The organism is candidate division KSB1 bacterium (assembly GCA_022566355.1).
In the GTDB taxonomy this organism is placed as follows: domain Bacteria; phylum Zhuqueibacterota; class JdFR-76; order JdFR-76; family DREG01; genus JADFJB01.
On record JADFJB010000019.1, the window covers coordinates 1 to 23,769 of the forward strand.

Annotated in this window: 24 protein-coding genes and 1 pseudogene; 23 read left to right on the forward strand and 2 right to left on the reverse strand. The window is 37.0% G+C overall.

Annotation, left to right across the window (positions count from 1 at the left end; genetic code table 11):
- The 12 genes and pseudogenes from ndk to IIC38_05395 form a co-directional block, all read left to right on the forward strand.
- Positions 1-409, forward strand: a 409-nt coding sequence (gene ndk / locus IIC38_05340; protein MCH8125369.1) for a nucleoside-diphosphate kinase, incomplete at its 5' end; no start/stop codon positions are given.
- Positions 410-711: 302 nt separating this feature from the next.
- Positions 712-1,233: a DUF177 domain-containing protein gene (locus IIC38_05345; GenBank protein ID MCH8125370.1), complete on the forward strand. Its 522-nt coding sequence runs from the start codon at positions 712-714 to the stop codon at positions 1,231-1,233.
- Between the two features lie 55 nt (positions 1,234-1,288).
- Positions 1,289-1,468 (forward strand): 50S ribosomal protein L32, encoded by a 180-nt coding sequence (gene rpmF / locus IIC38_05350; protein ID MCH8125371.1) that lies wholly within the window; start codon positions 1,289-1,291, stop codon positions 1,466-1,468.
- 113 nt (positions 1,469-1,581) lie between these two features.
- On the forward strand, positions 1,582-2,607 hold the full coding sequence (plsX, locus tag IIC38_05355; GenBank protein ID MCH8125372.1) for a phosphate acyltransferase PlsX: 1,026 nt from the start codon (positions 1,582-1,584) through the stop codon (positions 2,605-2,607).
- Entirely contained in the window at positions 2,558-3,586 is a 1,029-nt protein-coding gene (locus tag IIC38_05360) for a ketoacyl-ACP synthase III (GenBank protein ID MCH8125373.1), read from the forward strand. The genes plsX and IIC38_05360 overlap by 50 nt, the downstream gene beginning before the upstream one ends.
- A 6-nt stretch (positions 3,587-3,592) precedes the next feature.
- A complete protein-coding gene (gene fabD, locus IIC38_05365; GenBank protein ID MCH8125374.1) occupies positions 3,593-4,525 on the forward strand; it encodes an ACP S-malonyltransferase in 933 nt (310 codons plus the stop codon).
- Positions 4,526-4,557: 32 nt separating this feature from the next.
- Complete coding sequence (fabG, locus tag IIC38_05370; GenBank protein ID MCH8125375.1) at positions 4,558-5,301, forward strand: 3-oxoacyl-[acyl-carrier-protein] reductase; 744 nt, start codon at positions 4,558-4,560, stop codon at positions 5,299-5,301.
- A gap of 54 nt (positions 5,302-5,355) precedes the next feature.
- Positions 5,356-5,592, forward strand: a complete 237-nt coding sequence (locus IIC38_05375; protein MCH8125376.1) for an acyl carrier protein — start codon at positions 5,356-5,358, stop codon at positions 5,590-5,592.
- Between the two features lie 51 nt (positions 5,593-5,643).
- Positions 5,644-6,888, forward strand: a complete 1,245-nt coding sequence (fabF, locus tag IIC38_05380; protein ID MCH8125377.1) for a beta-ketoacyl-ACP synthase II — start codon at positions 5,644-5,646, stop codon at positions 6,886-6,888.
- A gap of 28 nt (positions 6,889-6,916) precedes the next feature.
- Positions 6,917-7,666: a ribonuclease III gene (rnc, locus tag IIC38_05385; GenBank protein MCH8125378.1), complete on the forward strand. Its 750-nt coding sequence runs from the start codon at positions 6,917-6,919 to the stop codon at positions 7,664-7,666.
- Between the two features lie 19 nt (positions 7,667-7,685).
- Positions 7,686-8,156 (forward strand): EVE domain-containing protein, encoded by a 471-nt coding sequence (locus tag IIC38_05390; GenBank protein ID MCH8125379.1) that lies wholly within the window; start codon positions 7,686-7,688, stop codon positions 8,154-8,156.
- A gap of 38 nt (positions 8,157-8,194) precedes the next feature.
- A pseudogene (locus IIC38_05395) lies at positions 8,195-9,595 on the forward strand (class II fumarate hydratase).
- 29 nt (positions 9,596-9,624) lie between these two features.
- On the opposite strand, the gene IIC38_05400 reads toward IIC38_05395, so the two are convergent.
- Positions 9,625-10,050 (reverse strand): hypothetical protein, encoded by a 426-nt coding sequence (locus tag IIC38_05400; GenBank protein MCH8125380.1) that lies wholly within the window; start codon positions 10,048-10,050, stop codon positions 9,625-9,627.
- A gap of 288 nt (positions 10,051-10,338) precedes the next feature.
- Between IIC38_05400 and IIC38_05405 the strand changes: the two genes are divergently transcribed.
- The 6 genes from IIC38_05405 (at position 10,339) to IIC38_05430 (ending at position 17,503) form a co-directional block, all read left to right on the forward strand.
- Positions 10,339-11,199, forward strand: a complete 861-nt coding sequence (locus IIC38_05405; GenBank protein ID MCH8125381.1) for a sigma-70 family RNA polymerase sigma factor — start codon at positions 10,339-10,341, stop codon at positions 11,197-11,199.
- Positions 11,200-11,631: 432 nt separating this feature from the next.
- A complete protein-coding gene (locus IIC38_05410; GenBank protein ID MCH8125382.1) occupies positions 11,632-12,333 on the forward strand; it encodes a M23 family metallopeptidase in 702 nt (233 codons plus the stop codon).
- A 149-nt stretch (positions 12,334-12,482) separates the two neighbouring features.
- Positions 12,483-14,111, forward strand: coding sequence for a bacillithiol biosynthesis cysteine-adding enzyme BshC (gene bshC, locus IIC38_05415; protein MCH8125383.1), 1,629 nt, complete (start codon positions 12,483-12,485; stop codon positions 14,109-14,111).
- Between the two features lie 12 nt (positions 14,112-14,123).
- On the forward strand, positions 14,124-14,849 hold the full coding sequence (bshB1, locus tag IIC38_05420) for a bacillithiol biosynthesis deacetylase BshB1 (protein MCH8125384.1): 726 nt from the start codon (positions 14,124-14,126) through the stop codon (positions 14,847-14,849).
- A 24-nt stretch (positions 14,850-14,873) separates the two neighbouring features.
- Positions 14,874-16,148, forward strand: a complete 1,275-nt coding sequence (gene lysA, locus IIC38_05425; protein ID MCH8125385.1) for a diaminopimelate decarboxylase — start codon at positions 14,874-14,876, stop codon at positions 16,146-16,148.
- A gap of 92 nt (positions 16,149-16,240) precedes the next feature.
- Positions 16,241-17,503 carry a glycosyltransferase gene (locus IIC38_05430; protein ID MCH8125386.1) on the forward strand — a complete coding sequence of 421 codons (1,263 nt, stop codon included), beginning with the start codon at positions 16,241-16,243 and terminating at the stop codon, positions 17,501-17,503.
- A gap of 314 nt (positions 17,504-17,817) precedes the next feature.
- On the opposite strand, the gene IIC38_05435 is transcribed toward IIC38_05430, so the two are convergent.
- Complete coding sequence (locus tag IIC38_05435) at positions 17,818-18,783, reverse strand: aminopeptidase (GenBank protein MCH8125387.1); 966 nt, start codon at positions 18,781-18,783, stop codon at positions 17,818-17,820.
- Positions 18,784-19,024: 241 nt separating this feature from the next.
- Here IIC38_05435 and IIC38_05440 point away from each other — a divergent pair, with 241 nt between their 5' ends.
- Genes IIC38_05440 through IIC38_05460 form a run of 5 tightly spaced genes read left to right on the forward strand, consistent with a single transcriptional unit; the run spans position 19,025 to position 23,769 of the window.
- A complete protein-coding gene (locus IIC38_05440) occupies positions 19,025-19,822 on the forward strand; it encodes an energy-coupling factor transporter transmembrane protein EcfT (protein ID MCH8125388.1) in 798 nt (265 codons plus the stop codon).
- Positions 19,822-20,580, forward strand: a complete 759-nt coding sequence (gene truA, locus IIC38_05445; protein ID MCH8125389.1) for a tRNA pseudouridine(38-40) synthase TruA — start codon at positions 19,822-19,824, stop codon at positions 20,578-20,580. The genes IIC38_05440 and truA overlap by 1 nt, the downstream gene beginning before the upstream one ends.
- Positions 20,580-21,233, forward strand: a complete 654-nt coding sequence (fsa, locus tag IIC38_05450) for a fructose-6-phosphate aldolase (protein MCH8125390.1) — start codon at positions 20,580-20,582, stop codon at positions 21,231-21,233. Before truA ends, fsa begins: the two co-directional genes overlap by 1 nt.
- Before the next feature lie 21 nt (positions 21,234-21,254).
- Complete coding sequence (locus IIC38_05455; protein ID MCH8125391.1) at positions 21,255-22,457, forward strand: trypsin-like peptidase domain-containing protein; 1,203 nt, start codon at positions 21,255-21,257, stop codon at positions 22,455-22,457.
- A 13-nt stretch (positions 22,458-22,470) separates the two neighbouring features.
- Positions 22,471-23,769, forward strand: a complete 1,299-nt coding sequence (locus IIC38_05460; protein ID MCH8125392.1) for an adenylosuccinate lyase — start codon at positions 22,471-22,473, stop codon at positions 23,767-23,769.

Consider the following 23,769-nt stretch of genomic DNA (forward strand, 5'->3'; position numbering starts at 1 on the left):
ACAAACACTGGCAATTTTAAAGCCGGATTGCACGGAAGCTAATAAAACAGGTAAGGTAATCGATAGAATTCTTCAGGCAGGATTTAAAATACTCGGTATGAAATTGATACGATTAAGTGGAAAGACTGCGGGTGAATTTTATGCTGTTCACAAAGAAAGGCCCTTTTATAATGATTTAGTTGCATTTATGACTTCAGGACAATGCATCCCCATGGTACTTGAAAAAGCAAATTCCGTATCTGCATTCCGAGAATTGATAGGCGTAACTGATCCGGCTGAAGCATCTGAAGGCACAATCCGAAAAGAATTTGCCACAAGTAAACAGAATAATATTGTTCATGGTTCGGATTCCCCTGAAAATGCAAAAATTGAAGTTGGTTTTTTCTTTTCAAGATCGGAACTAACTTAAATATTATAATATTATATTTTCAATTTATCTTAATTTAATTATAATTCTTTAAAATATCATGCCCATGATTTTATTTCTTCATGGGCTTTTTTATTATTGACTTTTAAATGAATATCCTTGAAAACGAAGGTTTTAGAAGAATCTAAAAAGTTCTTAACCATAATTAAATTGTGATGTTTTCACATAATTTCCTATTGTTGTTATTCAAGATATAAATGTTGACTAATGAGGATATTTTATTATATTCTAATCTATTTTTGCAGAAAAATAATTGAAATCAACAAAGTTCTTTGATTTTTAATATGAAAATTCCAATTGTAAAATTGACTTCAGGGTATCACGAGTTGGAATATAAGGAGTTACCTTCTGTTTATGGCTTTGAAAATGATAAGATTTTTAATAAGCCTGTTTTTAGTGTTGTAAAGGTAGATAAAAGTGTAACTCATATTTATCTGCAGGTAGAGTCCAAAACCGTGGGTTCATTTGATTGTGATCGGTGCTTGCAAGATTTTGGAAAAGAGCTAACCGGCGAATTAAAGCTTTACTTTGAAGTGACTGGCTCCGGTGGACATTTTGATCCGGATATAATTGAAGAAGAAAAGAATGTTAATTTTAGAAGTTATAAAGCAAACGAAGCCAATATTGACCTTTCTGATGACATTAGAGATGTTTTGTTACTAGCATTACCTATGAAAAATTTATGTTCTAAAAATTGTAAAGGATTCTGTCCTGGATGTGGAAATAATTTAAATCAATTCGAATGCGTTTGTGAGAAAATCACAATTGATCCTCGCTGGGATGCATTGAAAAAATTACAGCTCTAAAATTAATTTGTAAAGGAAAGAGAATTTTTAAATAGTTAAGGAATAAGTAAATACTATGGCAAATCCAAAAAGAAAAATATCCAGAACTCGCCGTGATAAGCGTCGGACGCATTGGAAGTTAAAAGCTCCGGCTACAAGTAATTGTTCCCAATGTCACCAACCAAAACTTCCGCACAGAGTTTGCCCGCATTGTGGCTATTATGCCGGAAGAATGGTTTATCCTCCGAAAGAGTAGAAAATTGAGGGATAAATATTGTTTTCGGCGTTTATGAAATTAGAATTTGAACCACATATCCCATTCAGGTTAATTTGGACTGAAAAGAGATCTTTTTGTTGAGCGATTAAAATATGAAGATAGCGGTTGACGCGATGGGTGGGGATTTCGCTCCTGAGGCGACGGTAGATGGTGCAATTCAGGCTGCAAGAGTATCCCGGGGCAAATATGAAATTATTTTGGTTGGAGATGAACATAAAATCCGAAAGGAGTTGTCCAGGTTTTCTATTAAAAATTTATCTATAAGCATTTATCATGCGTCTGAAGTCATTGAGATGGAAGAATCGCCAACCAAAGCATTGAAGCAAAAGAAAGATGCCTCAATGGTGGTTGCATCGAATCTGCTTAAAAAGGGAATGGCAGATGCTGTAGTAAGCGCAGGTAACACCGGAGCTTTCATGGCAACTTCCCTTTTGACCCTTGGACGGTTGCCAGGTGTACTAAGGCCTGGACTGGGATCATTTATACCAAATGAGGAAGGCGTTTGTGTGGTGATAGATGTTGGAGCAAATTCAGATTGTAAACCAATAAATATGCTACAGTTTGCGACGATGGGTTCCATTTATATGAAATATATATTCGATATTCAAAATCCGAAAGTTGGCTTATTAAGTATCGGTGAGGAGGAGTCTAAAGGAAATGAATTGGTTCGGGCTGCACACAAACTATTGAAAAGCAGCAGCTTGAATTTTATTGGCAATATGGAAGGCAGAGATATTCTTAAAGGAACTGCAGAAGTTGTGGTTTGTGATGGATTTGTTGGGAATATTGTTTTGAAGTTTGCGGAAAGCATAATTGGTATGTTTACAAGAACTCTAAAGAAAAGCGTTGGACGTAATATACCTGCAAATTTAGGCGCCATCTTAATGAAACCCGCTTTTAGAAAGTTGAGCCAATTGATGGATTACCAAGAATATGGTGGAGTGCCTCTTTTAGGTCTAAACGGCATTTGTATCGTTTGTCATGGTCGATCAACCCCAAAGGCAATTCGTAATGCGATCCGTGAAGCGAGAAAGATGTTTACTTTAAACCTGAATAAAAAGTTACAAGATGCTCTGGGAGAAAACACACTACAAGAGGTTGGAATTGAGTTTACCTAAGATATTTGCGGAAATAGCAGGTACAGGCGCATCTGTGCCTGAAAGAGTCCTAACAAATAAAGAACTTTCTGAAATGGTTGATACTTCTGATGAATGGATTCAATCTAGAACGGGAATCCAGGAAAGACGAATTGCCGACAACGGACAATTACCTTCAGATTTGGCCATGGAAGCTTCAAAGATTGCACTCAAGAATTCTGGCATTTCGCCGGAAGATTTAGATTTGATAATCGTGGGAACAGTAACACCGGATATGATCTTCCCATCCACTGGCTGTTTTTTGCAACAAAAGCTTGGTGCAAAAAACGCAGCTGCATTCGATATTAGCGCAGCATGTACGGGATTTATTTATGGTCTTTCCATTGCAGATGGAATGATATCCTCAGGGAAATATGAAAATATACTCGTAGTTGGTGTTGAGATATTATCAAGAATAATAAATTGGGAAGATCGTGATACATGTATCCTTTTTGGTGATGGAGCAGGCGCTGTGGTTGTCCGGAAAGCTGCTGGAGATCGCAGAATAATAAATACGTATATTAAAAGCGATGGTAATTTAAGTCATCTATTGAATGTGGAAGGTGGCGGCTCACTTTATCCTTCTCAAAAATTTAATGAACATCCCGAAAAGTTTTATATTAGAATGGAAGGCCGGGAAGTATTTCGCCATGCTGTGAGTTGCATGGGAGATGCAGCCACAAGACTAATTGAGGAAAATGGTTTTTCCGTTGATGAGATAAAATTGGTTATTCCGCATCAAGCCAATATTAGAATCATTGATGCGATTGCTAAACGCCTATCAGTTCCAAAAGAAAGGGTTTATATTAATGTGAATCGGTTTGGGAATACATCTTCTGCTTCGATTCCGATTGCATTGCATGAGGCCTATGAGAACGGGCAGATAAAAGAAAATGATATTGTTTTATTGGTAGCCTTTGGTGGTGGTTTTACCTGGGGTTCTGCTTTAATTGAATTTTAAGAGATTATGGATTCAGGTTTTTTATTTCCAGGGCAAGGTTCTCAATATGTTGGTATGGGAAATGATTTTTATAATGAATTTTCCTGCGCGAAAGAAATATATCAGGAAGCATCTGATATCCTGGAATTTGATCTGGCGAAAATCTCGTTTGAAGGTCCGGAGGATGAGCTTAGGCAAACTCGCATAACACAGCCAGCGATTTTTACCAATAGTTACTTGGTTTTTAAGCTCATTATAGATTTTGGTATAGAGCCTGGTGTCGTTGCTGGCCATAGTCTTGGTGAATATTCCGCCTTAGTAGCATGTGGAGCGATATCATTTACTGATGGCCTAAGAGTAGTGAAGCTTCGTGGCGAATTAATGCAAAATGCAGACGAAATGGAGCCTGGTACTATGGCTGCAATTATTGGATTGTCCGCCGAACAAGTTGACAAAATTTGTAAAGAAGCATCTCAGATGGGGGTTGTTGTTCCGGCAAATTATAATTCTCCGGAACAAATTGTGATTTCCGGATCTATGGCCGGTGTTAAGAAGGCAATGGAATTGGCGCAGGATTCCGGGGCAAAACGTGCGTTGGAATTAATGGTCAGTGCTGCATTTCATTCACCCTTGATGTCTCCTACTACGCAAGAAATGACAAATGCATTACAAGAACTTCAGATCAATAAACCGGATTGTCCAATCGTTCCTAATGTAACAGCAAAACCCACAAACTCGCCTGAAGAAATCAGATTGCTATTAATTAAGCAATTAACACACCCGGTGCGATGGGTGGAATCCGTTCAAAATATGATTTTGCTGAGTGGTTCGGAATTTTACGAAGTTGGACCAGGTAAAGTCCTAACCGGTTTACTGCGTAGAATAGATCGATCTTGTTCTTGTACTCCGGTTGGAAAAGCTGAAGATTTGGAAAGACTAAAAGAAAAGCAAGCAGTCTAATAAAATGAGAGTTAATCTTGGGAGATCATCTAATGACACGGTTGCAAAATAGAGTTGCCATAGTTACAGGATCTGCTCGTGGAATTGGTAAAGTCATTGTTGATCGACTTGCTGCGGAAGGGGCCATTACAATCATATCTGACGTTAGTGTTGAAGCTGGTGAAGACGCTGTAAATCAGCTGGTTTCGAATGGAGTGAATGCCATTTTCATCCCATGTGACGTTTCAAATGTTGAAGATTCAAACAATCTTGTAGCAAAAACGATGGAGAAATTCGGAAGAATTGATATTTTGGTAAATAACGCCGGTATCAGGCGCGATGCTTTACTTGTAAGAATGAAAGATGATGATTGGGATTTGGTACTCAATATCAACTTGAAAGGTGCTTTCAACTGTTCCCGAGCTGTAGCAAAAACCATGATGAAGCAGAAAGAAGGAAGGATCATAAACATTTCTTCTGTAGTCGGTCTAATGGGCAATGCAGGCCAGGTAAATTACTCCGCGTCAAAGGCCGGACTTTTTGGATTAACCAAATCTGTGGCAAAAGAATTGGGCCTTAGAAATATTACGGTGAATGCAATTGCACCGGGTTATATTGATACTGAAATGACCAGGGAGCTTTCGGACAAAGTGAAAGAAGAATATTTACAGCACATCCCGCTTCGTGATTTTGGACAGCCCGAAGATGTTGCAAATTTAGTATTATTTCTTGCTTCTGATGAAGCTCGGTATATTACAGGGGAAATTATTCGTGTAGATGGCGGATTAAGTATGTAAATTAGTTCGTAAATAAGGATTAAGTTAAAACCATAAATTAACGGAGGAAGTAAAATGTCAGTTCAAGATCAAGTGAAAGAGATCATAGTAGATAAATTAGGAGTAGATCCTAGTCAAGTAACCTCTGAAGCCAGTTTTATAGATGATTTGGGTGCGGATTCTTTGGATACTGTTGAGTTAGTGATGGAATTTGAAGAGCAATTTGGAATCGAAATTCCGGATGAAGATGCTGAAAAAATTACGACGGTTGGTAGTGCTGTAGAATATTTGGAAGGTAAAACTTCAAAATAATTCTGCAAAAGACATTAGTTTGTTTAACAAGATGTGTCATAAGGAGAGGGAATGGATCGAAGAGTAGTGGTCACTGGTATGGGATCTGTAACACCTGTTGGTTTAAATAACGACGAGTTGTGGCAATCATTAATCAAAGGTGTTAGTGGTATTTTCCCTATCTCCAAATTTGATACCGAAAACCATACGACAAAATTTGCGGGGGAAATAAAGAACTTTGATATATTGGATTTTATCGATGACCGAAAGTTAGCCAGGAGACTGGATGATTTCACTAAATATGCGGTGGCATCAGCCTCAATGGCAATTCAGGATTCCGGGTTAGACTTAGAGAAAGAAGATCGCAATAGAATCGGTGTTATTTCTGGGTCAGGAATCGGTGGATTGTCGACCTTTGAACGAGAATTTAGAAAATTGATTGAAAGTGGTCCACGGCGAGTGAGTCCATTTTTTATTCCGATGATGATATCAGATATTGCTCCCGGGCAAATCTCGATCATGTATGGTTTAAAAGGTCCAAATTACTCTACGACTTCTGCTTGTGCCACAAGCGCCCATGCAATTGCTAGTGCTCTTCGGACAATTCAATTTGGCGAAGCTGATGTGATGATTACAGGGGGAAGTGAAGCATCGGTCACTTCTATGGGGATAGCAGGTTTTAATAATATGAAAGCTTTGTCTGAACGAAATGACGATCCCCAGGGAGCAAGCCGGCCCTTTGACGCAGAAAGAGATGGCTTTGTATTAGCGGAGGGAGGCGGCATTTTAGTTTTAGAAGAACTTGGTCGGGCGAAAGCGCGGGGGGCGAAAATCTATGCTGAATTATGCGGTATTGGTAACACTGCTGACGCATATCATATTACTGCTCCTGATGAAACAGGCGATGGCGCTACTCGAGCAATGCAATTGGCATTAAAAGATGCCGGTCTTGGAATCCATGATGTCGATTATATCAATGCTCATGGTACCTCTACTCTTTACAATGACAAAATAGAAACGATGGCCATTAAAAAAGTTTTCGGAGATCATGCCTATAATTTAGCCATTAGCTCCACTAAATCTATGATGGGACATATGTTAGGGGCTGCTGGTTCTGTTGAAGCAATTATATGTATTATGGCTATTCAGAATAGCATAGTTCCCCCAACAATTAACTATACCACTCCGGATCCTGAATGTAATCTAAATTATACCGCAAATAAAGCGGTTGAGCGAGAAATAAATTTGGCTTTAACGAACTCCTTTGGCTTTGGCGGCCATAATGTTTGTATGGCAATAAAATCATATAAGGATTAATTAAGGCACTTCTTAGAATCTTTGTCTAATGAAGTTTTTTCAATGGATTAGAAGGCTTTTAAAAAGTAACAAAGGCCTAAATTTAAATCAAGGATCTCTTAAGGAACTTGAAAAAAAATGCAATTATCGTTTTAAAGATTTAAAATGGTTGCAGCTTGCATTAGTTCATCGTTCTTATTTGAACATTTCAGGGGGTAAACATTATGATACGTTTGAGAGATTAGAATTCCTTGGTGATGCAATTTTAGGTTTGTTGGTCACCGAATATCTTTTTCACAATTATCCACTCAAAAGTGAAGGAACATTGACAAGGTATAAATCCGTGATTGTCAGTAGGAAAATGTTGGCCAATTTTGCTCGGGAGATTGACTTGGGGAAATACTTGTATTTAGGACAGGGAGAGGAACTTTCCGGTGGTAGGCGTAGAGAGTCAATATTAGCGGATGCGTTTGAAGCCTTGTTAGGTGCAATTTACATAGATGGAAAACAAAAAGGTGTGAATTCGATCTTAAACAAACTATTATTCCACAATATGGAAAAAATATTGCAAGATGAGTTGCATAAAAACTATAAAAGTCAATTATTGGAATATTCACAGGGGCATGGATTAGGTTTACCAAGGTATGAGATAAAGGTGGAGACAGGGCCAGAGCATAATAAATCATTTGAAGTGGGTGTTCGGATAAATGGTGAACTATTAGGTATCGGCTTTGGAAAAAGTAAGAAAAAAGCAGAGCAAAAAGCAGCAAAAATAGCGATAGAAAAACTTATATCATAATTATTTTTTGGAAGAAGTCATGAGTGATCAAAATTGTTGGCTAATGAAGAGTGAACCATATGTATATTCTATTGATGATTTGGAAAAGGATAGTACAACCCATTGGGAGGGTGTCCGCAATTATAAAGCACGAAATTATATGAAAAATGAAATGCAAATCGGGGATTGGGTTTTATTCTATCATTCTAATGCTGAACCGCCCGGTGTAGCTGGAATAGCAAAAGTATGTAAATTAGCATATCCTGATTACTTTGCTTTCGATCCTTCAAACAAGTATTTTGATCCCAAATCATCTAAAGAGAATCCAACTTGGTATATGGTAGATATCGAGTTTATTGAGAAGTTTCCCCATTTTTTATCTTTGGGTGAATTAAGAGAGAATGAAGATCTTGATGGTATTATGGTCACAAAACGAGGTATTCGGCTATCGGTGCAACCGGTTGGATATAAACATTTCGAAATCATAAAAAGTTTGGGGCGCAATGAGTAGAATAAATAAATATTAAATCTAATAAAGGACCAGTTGACATGTCGTCTGACAAATTCAGAATTGAAACCGATTCAATGGGAGAAATGAAAGTCCCGTAAAAAGCGTATTGGGGAGCACAGACACAACGGGCAATTGAAAATTTTCCAATAAGCGATCTTAGGTTTCCAAGGAGATTCTTGCGCGCATTAGGAATGGTTAAATTATCTGCCGCAAAAGCAAATTCACAACTCGGGTTACTAGATGAAAAACTAAAAAATATAATATCCCAGGCAGCAAAAGAAGTAATGGATGGAAATTATGATGACCAGTTCGTTTTAGATATTTTTCAGACTGGTTCGGGAACGTCGACCAATATGAATGCGAATGAAGTAATCGGAAATCGAGCAAATGAGATATTAGGTGGCAGTATCGGTGATAAAAAACCGGTTCATCCGAATGACCATGTAAACATGGGACAATCTAGCAATGATGTAATTCCTACGTGTATTCATATTTCCGTACTCGAAGCAATACATAATGATTTAATGCCAGCATTAAAGCAGTTAGCAGAAGCTTTAATTTCAAAAGAAAAAGAATTTGATAAGATAATAAAAATCGGCCGTACACATTTACAGGATGCAACGCCAATTCGACTTGGTCAAGAATTCAGCGGTTACGCGAGCATGATACAACATGGCATTAAGCGCCTAATGAATGTTTACGAAAACCTGTCCGAACTGGCCATCGGAGGAACTGCTGTTGGTACCGGAATAAATACTCATCCGCAATTTGCTCAACTGGTTATTAAAGAGGTCAAAAGGATAACTGGGTTGGAATTTCGGGAAGCGGAAAACCATTTTGAAGCTCAAGGTGCGAAAGATGCAACGGTTGAAGTAAGTGCTGTACTGAAAACAATTGCAGTTAGTCTTACTAAAATAGCCAATGACATACGATGGCTGGGTTCCGGCCCACGCTGTGGCATTGGAGAAATATTGATTCCTGAAGTGCAGCCAGGATCCTCAATTATGCCGGGTAAGGTGAATCCCGTCATTGCTGAAGCATTATGTATGGTAGCTGCACAAATCATAGGCAATGATGCCGCTGTAACAGTCGGTGGACTAACCGGTAATTTCGAATTGAATGTAATGATGCCGGTAATTACTTATAACCTGCTGCAGTCAATTGATTTATTAAGCAAAGGAGTATTGGTTTTTACAGAAAAATGTATTTCCGGTTTACGTGCAAATGAAACTAGAACCAAAGAGTTAGTTGAATTAAGTCTGGCAATGTGTACAGCTTTATCCCCGAAAATAGGTTATGATTCTGCTGCCAAAATTGCAAAACAGGCGTATGCAACAGGTAAGACGATCCGTGAAGTTGCACAGGAGCTTAATGTATTACCACCGGATGAACTAAATAAAGTTCTGGATCCCTGGTCGATGACAGAACCTGGAGTGTGAAAAAACAAGAGAAAAATAATTACGAAGGATTAACGAAATATCGCTTTAATACTTCCCCAAGTATGACGGACAGCAGAAATGTTGGGGGATACTTCACGAATTTCAGTTGATGTTACAATTTGTCCGTCTTTGTTCATTACCGCTATTTGATAATAATAAGACCTTCCGTCAGATTTAAATACGGATTTATCAGTATATTCATACTTTTTTGTACTACCGGGAGGGATTGTTTCGCTCGTTGCATTAATGAACTCCAGACTTCTAAGTTGAGTGGGATCAAAACCTTTAAGAACTTTGTAACCGTTTATATCAGTTTCCAGACTAACATACCAAGCCAAATAAACTTTATTCATCCCGGGTTCAGCCCGAAATTCTTTTATAACCGAATCACCAAATCCAATTGTAGAAAAAATAAGCAGTGATAAAAGTAAGCAGGTAAGTTGGAGTTTATTCATTGTTTTTCTATTTAATTTCATTTGTTACTAACATATATTCGAGTGATAACATTGTCAAGTATTTTTTTATATCGATCACGATTTTGATAATATTAACTTAAAAAAATTAAATAAATGTTGACTTTTTGTAATATACCGTATATATTTGCCTCCACATTTAGTAAAACTCACTAAATAAGAATGCACGAAAACACCTTCAACATGCCCCAAAAATTGATTTATTTCTACTAACATGAATTATTATTAATTTTGCTGAATCATTTTCCATGACTCTTGAGGAGGAGGAATGTGAAAAACATATCAAAAAATTATCTGCCAAATAATGCTTCATTGGAGAAGTATCTTCAAGAAATTGGAGAAGTGCCTCTTTTAACCCCGGATGAGGAGGTTTACCTTGCACGTCAAATAAAACATGATGATGCAGAAGCTTTAGAAAAGCTAACAAAATCAAATTTACGTTTTGTCGTCAGCGTTGCTAAACAATACCAAAATCAAGGCTTATCTCTCGGAGATATAATTAATGAAGGGAATCTCGGCCTGATCAAAGCGGCAAAACGTTTCGACGAAACAAGAGGTTTCAAATTTATATCATATGCTGTTTGGTGGATTAGACAGGCTATTTTACAAGCTCTTGCAGAGCAATCAAGAGTGGTTAGATTACCGCTCAATCGGGTTGGGGCTTTGAATAAAATTGGTAAAGCACTAAGCCATTTAGAACAAGAGTTTGAGAGAGAGCCAACTTCCGAAGAAATTGCCACCGAATTGGATATGACTTTAAAGGAAGTGAACGATGCTATGAGAATTGCTGGACGCCATCTTTCTTTAGATGCACCGATGAACATCAAAGAAAATAGTGAAAATAACTTGTTAGATTTGATTCAAGATAAGGAAGAACCTTCTCCTGATGATGATGTCCTTACCGAGTCCTTAAAGGTTGACTTGGAAGTAGCTCTTAACTCGCTGTCAAATCGAGAAGCTGAAGTCATTCGATTATATTTTGGCCTGGGCCGCGAACGTGCTTTGACTTTGGAGGAGATAGGAGAAGTTTTCCGGTTAACTAGAGAACGAGTTAGGCAAATTAAGGAAAAAGCACTTCACAGACTACGGCACGTAACCAGAAGCCGGTCTTTGCGTGTATACTTAGGTTAAGTCATTTCATCAATTATTACTAAATCTATACTATCAGTTGAATGAAAATTATGATTTTTAGAATATAATTTAGTTATTATTAAGAAAATGTAACTTTACTATTGATAATTGCACAATAAATAGTTAAATTGCTGAAAATTTAAAAATTAATAAAAGAAATTGAGAAGAATAGGGGAAATAAAACTGTTTAAATTGTCAGGAGCATTTATGGAGTTCCGGAATCTCAAGTTGTTGTTTTTCATTGAAGATGGATCAGATTTCAAAAGTTATAATATCAATTTCAAAAAATTAATTTTTATAATATCTCTTATTTTAATAGGGTGCCTTCTTCTTACTGGCGCTTCAACTTACGTTCTTATTAAAGTTTATAGAAGTTATAAGATAAGTCATCTAAATCGTCAAAATGCTGTTTTGATATCGCAATTATCATCAATGGAGTCAAAAGTTGGATATATTAAGGATCAACTAAAAATTTTGGAGGATTTTGATAATGATTTGAGGATGTTAACCGGTTTGCCTAAAGTTGATGAGGACGTCTGGGATGTAGGGGTTGGTGGCTCTTCAGTGAATTTTAAAGGCTCAGGATTGGAAGATTTACCGGTTCCTCTTAATAACCAGGTAACTTCCGTAAATATTGATTTAGCACAATTGGAAAGAGAAATTGATCTTGAGTTTAGTAGTTTCAGTGAAATTCAAACCATATTAGAAGAGAATAAGAGAAAAGCTCGAACAACACCCACGATACGGCCTGTGGAAGAGGGCTGGTTACAAAGTCCTTTTGGTAAACGAATTGATCCTTTTGAAGATATAGAAAAACTTCATTATGGGATGGATATTGCCTCAACCAAAGGTACAATTGTAAGAGCTCCAGCAGATGGTGAAGTTATTGTTGTGAGAGATAATGATTTCAAATATGGTTATGGGAAATATCTAATTATTGATCATGGGGATGGACTTAAAACACTTTTTGGTCATTTATCTACTGTCATAGTAAAAAAGAATCAAAAGGTTAAAAGACGAGATCCAATTGGTGAAGTGGGAAGGTCTGGTAGGGCAACCGGATATCATTTACATTATGAAGTTAAGCGTAATGGCAAAGCAATTAACCCAAAATATTTTTTCCTGGATCAATAAAATTTTTGTAGAACAACTTTCTAAACAAAAAATTGACCAACGGGTCAATTTTTTTTGCCTAAATTAATTTAAATTAAATATGAAACTTCTATTACGATGTATTACTTTGATGAAAATCAAAAATAAGTAATAATGAGAAATCAAAAGAATTGAATCACACAATCCCTTATTCTGAATTCTACCCGCCTAAAAGTTTCGTTATTGATTATTTGGACGGACGAAACTTAACCAAGTTTTTACCATTTCATTTTTCTGATTTTGATGCTTATCAAAAAATAGCTAAACAATTATCTCACAGGAGCTTCCCGCGGAAATTGATCTCTGAAGCACTACTAGAGCAAAATAAATTATTTGATTCCGGAGATTTGACGTTAGACAATATTGAATCGTTGAAGGATTCCGAGTCTTTTGTGGTTGTGGGCGGGCAACAAACCGGGTTGTTTGGCGGTCCTCTTTATACACTTTACAAAGCAATTACCGTAATTAAGCTTGCTGATAGCTTATCCAAAAAGACCGGCCGAATAGTCTTACCTATATTTTGGATGGCGTCGGATGATCATGATTTCGCCGAGGTGAATCACATAAATTTGCTTAGCTTGTCTGGACAAGTTGAACAAATTTCATATAGCGGGGAAGACAATGGGAAAATCCCAATTTCGGCGAGGAACTTATCAACTGACATTGAAGATAATTTTCAATTATTGAAATCACATTTGCCAGAAACAGAATTTCGGACATCCATCCTGGATCGTCTCGAATCTGCTTATCAAAAAAATAATTACTTTGCAGATTCATTTGCGATTTGGCTTCAACACGTTTTAAGAGATTATGGTTTAATTGTGATTAATCCTTCTGATAAAATATTTAAGCAAATTGCAATTCCATTATTTCAAAAAGAGATTGAAGAAGAAAGTCCGGTTTCCAAGGCTGTGATGGATCAAACAGAAGCATTGGTCAAATTGGGCTATACTCCTCAACTTCAATTAAAAGGTGGGCTATTAAATCTATTTTATCATAACCCTGAAAGAGAGATTATTGCTATTTCCAATGGGAATTTGGTGTTTAAGGATTCGCAAAAACAATACTCAAAATCCGAGCTTGTTCAAATCCTCTGTGAACACCCTGAGCAATTTAGTCCCAATGCAGCCTTACGGCCGTTATTTCAAGATACACTGTTCCCAACCTTGGCTATTGTGTTAGGTCCTTCTGAACTTGCCTATTTTGCCCAACTAAAAAAAGCATATGATTGCATGGATGTTATAATGCCAATTGCTTTCCCGAGAACTTCTGTAACACTTATTGAACCTAAAACAGAAAAAATACTACGAAAATATCATCTAACGATTCAGGATATTTTTCAACAAAGAACAAGAATTATTAATTTAGTAGCTGAACGGGAAATACCAAAATCAATGTTTTCAAGCATCGATGATGGTGAAAAAGTTGTTGCGAAAATCTGGCAAGAACTTGTTGAAATTGCCAATCAATTTGATCAAAACTTAAAAAAACCAGCTGAGATTGCTAAAGGGAGAAGTGCAAATCAATTTGATTTCCTGAGGAAGAAATTAATGCAAGCTGCCCGGCAAAAGGATGAAACTCTTAAATCTCAAATGCAAAAATTAGTTAACTCTGTTTATCCTAACAATGCTCCACAGGAAAGAGTTTTTAATTTACTACCTTTTTACGTACGATATGGTGAGCAGTTTATTAAAATTCTCTTTGAACAAATTGATATTTTTAATTCGAATCATCAATTGATCAATTTGAAATCTAATTAATTATTAAAGTTTATGAAACTGGATATACTTGCATTTGGAGCACATCCGGATGATGTGGAACTGACGTGCGGAGGCACTTTAGTTAAAGTTGTTCGGAAGGGCGCTTCTGTCGGAATCATCCCATTGACTCGAGGTGAAATGGGAACACGCGGCAGTGAGGAATTACGTGCTAAAGAATTTGAAAACGCAGCTAAAATTATCGGCGCTAAAGTTTACCATCCATTGGATTTGCCCGATAGTTATTTGACAGTTGAAAAAAATGCTAAATTAAAAGTCATTCGGGAGATCCGTAAATACCAACCTACTTTAATTTTACTGCCACATTGGGATGACAGGCATCCTGACCACGGCAATGCATCTCGTATTATAGAAGAAGCTTCTTTCCTTTCCGGTCTAAAAAAAATAGATACCAACCAGGAACATTATCGGCCAGCTCATTTGATTTATTATATGTTAACCTGGGATTTTGAACCCGATTTTGTGATGGATATATCTGACGAAATGGACACCAAAAAGGAGGCAATCTTGGCTTATCATAGTCAGGTACATAATAAATCCTATCTCAGGACTGATGAAGAAGAGACATTCATATCGAGCCCGCAATTTATGGAAATGTTAATCACAAGGGCATCTTATTATGGTCATCGAATTGGAAAAAAATTTGGAGAACCATTTAAGATAAAGACCACGCTTGAAATAAAAGATTTACTCGATACTTTTGGTGATCGGGTTTATTAAAAAAATACCCGCCTTTAATCGAAAATGTCAATAAAAATAAAAAATCGAGAACTTATAATCGAACAGGTTCGGGTTTCACAAATTGCTCAAGCGTACCCAACACCAGCATACATCTACTCTCGAGCAAAGCTGGAAAAGAATTTGCTGGAATGGCCATCTTCAAAGGATGGTCAAAACGCATTATTCTGCTTCGCTTTAAAAGCAAATGATAATCTCGAATTGTTAAAAATCATAGCTAAAAATCGGTTCGGTGCCGATGTTGTTTCGGGTGGAGAATTATTTCTAGCCTTGAAAGCTGGATTTTCTCCCGAAAGAATCGTTTTTGCCGGAGTGGGGAAACAGGCAGATGAAATACGCTTTGCTCTAAAAGAAAATATAAAAGCGTTTAACATCGAAAGTTCTCAAGAGTTGGAATTGATTCATTCATGGGCTAAACAGGACAACAGCAAAGCAAATATTCATATCCGTGTGAACCCGGATATCGATGCGAAGAGCCATCCTTACATCAGTACAGGTTTGACACAAAATAAATTCGGCATCGAAAAACAAGATGCAATTGAACTCGCTAAATTAGCTGATTCATTACCATTTGTTGAATTAAAGGGAATTCATGTCCACATTGGTTCTCAAATCACTGAAATTTCACCATTCGAAGATACAAGCCAGGCAATTCGAGAACTTTATTTTGAATTAATAAATTGTGGTATCCAGATTGAAAATATAGATCTTGGTGGTGGATTGGGTATTGAGTATAGAAATATTAAAGGAATTTATCCTGGTGATGATAACAATACTCAACTGACTGTAAATGATTATTTACAAGCAATTAGAAAACATTTACAAGATTTACCGATTAACTTCATTTTTGAGCCGGGGCGTGCTGTGATAGCAAATACCGCTATTTTATTAACAACCGTGCTTTACATCAAAAAAACCAGAACTAAAAAATTTATCATTGTTGATGCGGGAATGAATGATTTGATCCGTCCAAGTTTATACGGGGCTTATCATCACATATTGCCAATCTCTAGCATGGATCGATGTGAGGAGGAGGTTGTAGATGTTGTTGGACCGATTTGTGAAACGGGAGATTTTTTTGCAAGAGATCGATTAATGCCAGCTCTTGAAACAGGCGAGCAAGTTGCTATATTTTCCGTGGGAGCATATGGATACTCACTAAGCTCAAATTACAACGGCAGGTGCCGAGTGGCGGAAATTTTGGTTGATAACACCAATTTCCGTATTATCCGTAGGGCGGAACACTACGAAGATTTTCTGAAATTATATAACGAAGTGTAATCGTTAACTCAATTATCTTTATTTTGTCCAATAAATCTACCAGGAACTTACTTTTTATTTCCTATTATTTTCCACCATTAGGTATGGGTGGCGTGCAAAGATCGACAAAATTTGCCCGGTATCTACCTGAATTTGGTTGGCAACCCTATGTTGTAACAGTAAAAGATATTCTTTACTATGCCTTTGATAACACTTTACTGAACGAAGTCAATCATCTTCCGATTAATCGAACCGGTTCTTTGGACCCTGCACGCATGGCGAAGATTCTTTCGTTTATAAATCGTAAGCAAAAAGGAAGTGCCACAAAAAAACACGGAAATGGAACGAGCGCCCAATTCTCTTTTTGGGCTAAATTGCTCCGTAAAGTTTTTTACCCGGATTCAAAAATTCTCTGGATACCCTTTGCGATGAATAGAATTCGCAATCTCTCTTCAAAAATCCAGTTTGATGCCGTTTATTCGACCTCACCGCCGGTATCAGCGCATCTAATCGCAGGTAAATTAAAACTCCCCTGGATTGCAGATTTTAGGGATTATTGGACTACCGAGGATGAAGTCTATGCCCCAACGAAATGGCATAAGCGTAAATACCATAAGATCATGTCAATGATTTCACAAAATGCTGAAAAAATCATTGCGGTTTCCGAACCCATCGCTGAATCAATACGATCAAACGCTAAAGAGCAGGATAAAGAAAAAGTTATCGTAATTCCAAACGGATTTGATCCATCTGATTTTGTAGATACAGTACCAATTAAATTTGATAAGTTTACCATTTCTTATCTTGGTAACCTCAACCCTCAAAGATCTCCGACATTGATAATCAAAGTTTTAGATGAGTTTATACAAGAAAATCCAAATTATGTTGGAAAATTTCAATTCTATTTTATCGGAAAACATTTTGGTATAACATTACCTCAGGTTACTAATTCTGTGGATGAGATCGTTTATTTTGAAGACTATATGCCGCATAGAGAAAGTCTTGCTTATGCTTTGGGATCAAATGCTCTCCTCTTTATTTTATCGAAGGAAAATGCACGGGGAATTGTAACTGGTAAGATTTTCGAATATTTAGGGACCGGAAAGCCAATTTTAGCAATTGTTCCGAAACACACTTCAGCATTTGAATTGCTTAAAAATAAGCCCGATTGTTATCTTGCTGAACCTGATAATCCAGGTCAAATTAAGGAAGCTCTGTCTTTTTTACTTCTTCATCATCTTCATAAAAAACAAGACAGGTTTTCTATAACCAAAATTCCTGATAATCTCATTCAATATACCCGCAGAAACCAGGCCCGGGAATTAGCTAATTTGTTAGATGCTTGTGTTGGCAACCATCTGTTAAATAATGTCTGAATGAAAACAGCATCTCAGCTTTTCCCACAATTTGTCAGCCCCATAGCCTTTTTTGTCACTCCCATATGCTTCTAGCGTGAGTATACTCTAGAGCAATGAGTGGTATGGGCAATGAGTTTTCGTTCAGACACTATTTAAGAAAAAATAACCCCCAGATAAACTTGTACCCGAATGTTTTTATCCGGTAAGCATTTACGGCTGATATTTTCAGGTACAACAGTTAGCATGAAAGATTATCTAAATGACATTGTTTTGAGAGGTTTATTCAGAAAATAAGTAGCAAAATTATGAATAAAGGAAAGTAGAATTAGCTATTAAACCATCATTTTGCCATTGGAAATTACCGGTCTGCCATCAATACTAAGCTCGGCCTTGCGTAGAGTGATCCGGAAATAATTAAGTAAGTTTGATCGGCGACTAGATTGGCTAAATTGCCCGATTCCCAAATGAATTCTTCCGTAAGCCACTTCATCTTCGTAAGGATTACCGGAAACTTTAGCATTGTGATTTGTACCCACGCCAATTCGAATCAAATCTCTTGCGGTTGAGAACGGCTTATTTTTTAGGAATTTTCGCAGCAAATCTGCCTGACCATTCCCGAAAATTCTAACTAAACGGCCATTCCTAAAATTTAACTTTATTTCTTCTGTTATTTGTCCTACTCCCTGGATAGACCCATCGACGACAACTGTACCATTCGTTGAATTACTTACGGGACACACTTGTGCTTTCCCGCTAGGGAAAATAGAAAATATTCCCTTCTCATTCATCTTACCATCCAATGTAATGCCATTTTCTTTTTTAATTGACAATTGCAGAAGAGTTCCACCATCACTTTTTAATTCCAGATTCTTACCGATTGAAAAAATATCTGCAAGGCGGTTACTCATTAATTTGAGCTTGTTATAATTAACGTGTATTGATTTTTTCCTTATTGATTGATTGAAATAGGGGAAATAGATAATGCGGGAGTTGTGATCAATTTGCTGGTTCAAACTTTCCAGGTATCGAAAATCCATATCACATGCTATAATTAAAACATCTATTTCGCTTAGCATTCTCAATATCGGAGATAAAAAACCCGGCTTCTGTAGCTCCGGAATTTGAACCAGGTATGCATTATTTGTTAGAGTAAGCGTGTAATTCAAAAGAGCTGTTGCGGGAGTAATCGATTTTAAGTTAGCTATGATGAGAGTCGTTTCATGCTTTTTTAGTTTAATACACTCCCGGATAAAAGTTCCGATTGCGCGCTCAAATTTATTTCCTGACTGATTTTTCATAATAAACACATCGAAAACAAATGTACCACCCTAGTTTTGATATACCATGTAAACTAATCTAATTTACCAACACTATAGAGAAATATTAAATCTTGAAGTAGTATTAAAATAAATTTTAGATGAATCATTGTCAAGCAATTTTTTAAAAACATTTGGTTTATTTTTTCTAAAAATGGTAATTCCCTTTTTATTTGAATTTCCCGGCAATTTTATTATATTTATATCAAAAAGATAGAAATAAATGTCGATTATTCATGATATTACAATAGGCCAATATTACCCTTCTAATTCCCCAATCCATCAATTAGATCCTCGTTCTAAAAGCATTGTTTTATTAATAATAATGATTTTCCTGGTTTTGAATATTAATTTATTCATTTATCTTTTCTTTTCTTTGTTTCTTTTCTGTGTGATTTATTTTTCAGAAATTTCCTTTACAGTTGTTTTTAGAAATCTCAGACCATTTCTATGGTTATTTTTACTAACCTTTATCTTGAATGCGATTATTGAATCCGGTGAAATTCTATTCACCATTCCTATTATTAATTTAGGCATTACAGATGAAGGAATACTACGAGCAACCGCATTTTCAATCAGGCTAGGATTATTAATTGGCTATTCGACTATTTTTACTTTGACAACCACACCAATGGAATTGACTGATGGCTTATCAAGAATGCTTGCGCCGTTTAAGAAATTGAAATTCCCGGTAAATGAGTTTGCCATAATGCTTACACTCGCTATTCGGTTTATTCCGATTTTATTGGAAGAAGCTGAAAGAATAAAATTGGCACAGGTAGCAAGAGGCGCACATTTCAATGGAAAATTTATCCAAAGAATACGAAATTTAATTCCTTTATTGGTCCCTCTGTTTATTTCTTCTTTTAGAAAAGCAGATGATATCGCTTTAGCAATGGAATCTCGATGTTTCCAAATAGGAAAAGAGAGAACAAGTTTTAGCAGGTTACAATTTAGGTTTTTGGATTATGCCTCTATCGCAGGGGTATTTTTGGTCGCTGTTTTTATTACTATTATTTGATGCCAAAATATTCCTTTAAACTTGTTGTTGAATATGACGGAACAGATTACGCAGGATGGCAAATACAACCCAATAAACGGACAATTCAAAGTGAATTAGAAAATGCTCTTTCAAAACTTTTTCAAGAGGAAATATCTGTTAATGGTGCAGGAAGAACCGATGCAGGAGTACACGCTAAAGAACAGGTTGTAAATTTTACATCTACAAAGAACCGTGATATAAAGTCTCTCATCTATGGCGTGAATAGTTTACTTCCAGGCTCAATTAGTATTATTTCCGCTCAACCGATAGATGAGAAATTTAATGCCCGCTTCGACGCAATTCGCCGGCATTACCTGTATCAAATAACTCGCAGTAAGAGCGCATTGAATTCAAGGTTTTCCTGGTGTGTTCAAGAGAATCTTAATATTTCTGAGATGCAGCAAGGTTCTCGACTCTTAATCGGCGAACATGATTTTCAATCTTTTTGTAGTACACAAGCAGAAGTAAATCATTATCTTTGTACAGTCCTTGAAGTCTATTGGCGGTATACAATGCCAGATATTTTAACCTTTTACATTTGTGCTAATCGTTTCTTACATAAAATGGTTCGAATATTAGTCGGTACAATGGTTGAAGTAGGTAAAGGCCGTTTTTCTGTTGAAGATTTTAAGTTAATGTTAATACAAAAAGATCGAAAAGTTGCCGGAATTACTGCACCCGCTAAGGGATTATGTTTAATAAAAATTGAATATGATAGAAATATATTGGAGGTATAATGAAGTTTTTTATCGACACAGCAAACGTAACTGAAATACGTGAAGCAGCAGATATGGGTTTGCTTGATGGCGTTACGACCAATCCATCCTTGCTATCAAAAGTGGCAGGCGATGGAAAATCACCCAGGAATATCCTGGAAGAAATCTGCGAAATTGTCGATGGGCCGATTAGTGCCGAGGTTGTGGCGAACGATTATGAAGGTATGTTGCGAGAAGGTCGGGAACATGCAGGGATTCATGAAAATATAGTTGTGAAAGTGCCGTTAACATTGGCTGGTTTAAAAGCTGCGCAAACATTTAAAAAAGAAGGAATCCGCACCAACGTGACCCTGGTGTTTTCGCCATCGCAAGCTCTTCTAGCCGCAAAGGCGGGTGCTGCTTTTGTGAGTCCGTTTGTGGGACGAATTGATGACGTTAGCAATAGCGGCATGGAAATGGTTGAGCAGATCATCCAAATTTTTGACAATTATTCTTTTGAAACAGAAGTTTTAGTAGCAAGTATCAGGCATCCAATTCATGTAGTGCAGGCTGCATTAATGGGGGCGGATATTGCGACAATGCCCTTAAAAGTGATTGGACAGCTCGTTAAACATCCGCTAACCGATTTAGGTATTGATAAATTTCTACAGGATTGGGAAAAAATTAACCAGTAAGGTTTGGTAGATCATAAACTTATGATGAAATTTCACGAAACAATATTCAAGGTCATTACGGTTTTTTTCAGCATAATTATATTTGCATGTGGAAAGAGTAACGAAGAACCAAAGCAGGCAATATCCAATGTCTCTTTAATTGAAAATAGTGTTGTAGAACCTAGGATTAGCTCAAACCAAAGTTCTATCCATGATGATATTACTAATTCCAGATCCAATTCGATAACCCGGGCAATTAGTAAATTAACGCCATGTGTTGTTGGGATCAATGTAACTCAATTTCGAGAATATGTAACCAGAAACCCCTTTAGTGATTGGTTTTTTGAACCGTATTTTCCTGAAAGAAGACGCCAAAAGAAAGTAAAAAGTATTGGTTCCGGATTTATTCTTTCTTCTGATGGTTATATTGTAACCAATGATCACGTAGTTGATAATGCAGTAAGGGCTGAAGTTTTTCTAGCTAACGGAGAGAAATATGAAGCCGAAATAATCGGATCCGATTATATTTCGGATATCGCTTTGTTAAAAATCAACGGGAATAATTTACCGTATTGCGAATTAGGCGATTCGGATGAAATTATCATCGGCGAGTGGGCAATAGCTCTTGGCAATCCATTTGGATTGTTTGAATTGGGGCAACAGCCTACTGCTACTGTTGGGGTAATCAGTGCAAAAAATATGAATTTTGGCAGGCAGGAAGATGACCGTGTTTATCAAGGAATGGTTCAAACTGATGCAGCTATAAACCCGGGTAACTCAGGTGGTGCTATGGCAAACGCGCTTGGCCAGGTAATTGGAGTCAACACCTTTATATATACGGGCAACCAGCAAACCCAGGGCTCTATCGGTCTGGGATTTGCAATTCCGATCAACAAAGTCAAAGAAGTTGTTGAAGAATTAAAAAGATTCGGTAAGATAGATAGACAATTTATAACAGGATTGGAAGTTGAAAATCTCCGCCTAAGTGTAGCTAGATATTTCGGATTGAAAACTACTAAAGGAGTCATCGTTTCCAATGTAGAACGGAATAGTCCTGCCAGTGACGCTGGTTTTAATGTAGGTGATATTATTACAGAATTTGGCGGTGACAAAATAAATTCAACAAAAGATATTTGGAAAGTACTTGACAATAAAGATGCCCGTGCTGGAGATTTAATAGAGGTTATTATCCTGCGGAAAACACGCTTATATAAGCTTCAATTAAAATTAGGAAAGGTCAGTTGAAAAAAGTTTTATTATGATTGCTAGATATACACGGCCGGAAATGGGTAAAATATGGACAGAAGAAAATAAATTTCAAAAGTGGCTTGATGTTGAACTTGCTGTTTGTGAAGCGTATGCAGAAACCGAAAAAATCCCATCCTCCGCCTGGATGAATATTCGGGAAAAAGCCAGGTTCAATGTCGATCGAATTTTGGAAATTGAGGCCGAGACCAACCATGATGTTATCGCCTTTTTGACCAATGTTGCCGAATACGTTGGTCCCGATTCCAGGTATATTCACTATGGGATGACATCTTCCGACGTTTTGGATACAGCCTTTGCGCTTCAAATTGTGGAATCTGGTAATCTTCTTTTGGCTGATATCCAGAGTGTTTTATCAGTTTTAAAACGACGGGCCCTGGAATTCAAAAATACTCCATGTATCGGCCGAACCCATGGAGTTCATTCGGAACCCATTACTTTTGGATTAAAATTGGCAATATGGTATTCCGAATTTAAACGTCATGAAAAAAGGTTGGTAAATGCCCTTGAGGATATACGTGTGGGAAAAATCTCTGGCGCAGTCGGAACATTTGCATATATCGATCCACTAATTGAGGAGAAAGCATGTGCAAAACTTGGATTAAAACCAGACGAAATTTCTAATCAAATCATACAACGTGATCGGCATGCCCACTTTATGACTACTATTGCATTAATCGCTTCAACGCTTGAAAAAGTGGCCATTGAAATCCGTGCTTTGCAAAAAACAGAAGTATTAGAAGTTGAAGAATATTTTGCGAAAGGTCAAAAAGGATCATCGGCAATGCCTCATAAGCGCAACCCGATTACATGTGAGCGTATTTCAGGCTTGGCGAGACTACTGAGAGGGAATGCTCTTGCAGCTTTAGAAAATGTGCCGCTCTGGCATGAAAGAGATATTAGCCATTCATCGGTTGAACGGGTTATTTTTCCGGATAGCTGCATCGTCCTGGATTACATCCTTACGAAAACGAAAGATGTGATTGACCGGTTGCTTGTATACCCGGATACAATGCTAAACAATTTGGAAAAGACAAATGGATTGGTTTTTTCACAGGCATTACTATTGAAACTCATTGAAAAGGAAGTAAGCAGGGAAGAAGCCTACCGAATTGTGCAATCGTTGGCTCATTCAATTTGGAATAAAAATAATGTAGCCTTCAAACAGGTTGTTTTGGAATCTGAGGAAATTCATTCATATATTTCAAAAGATGAAATTGATACCTGTTTTGATTTACAAAATAATTTAAGACATGTAAATACAATCTTTGAAAGAATAGGACTTAATTAA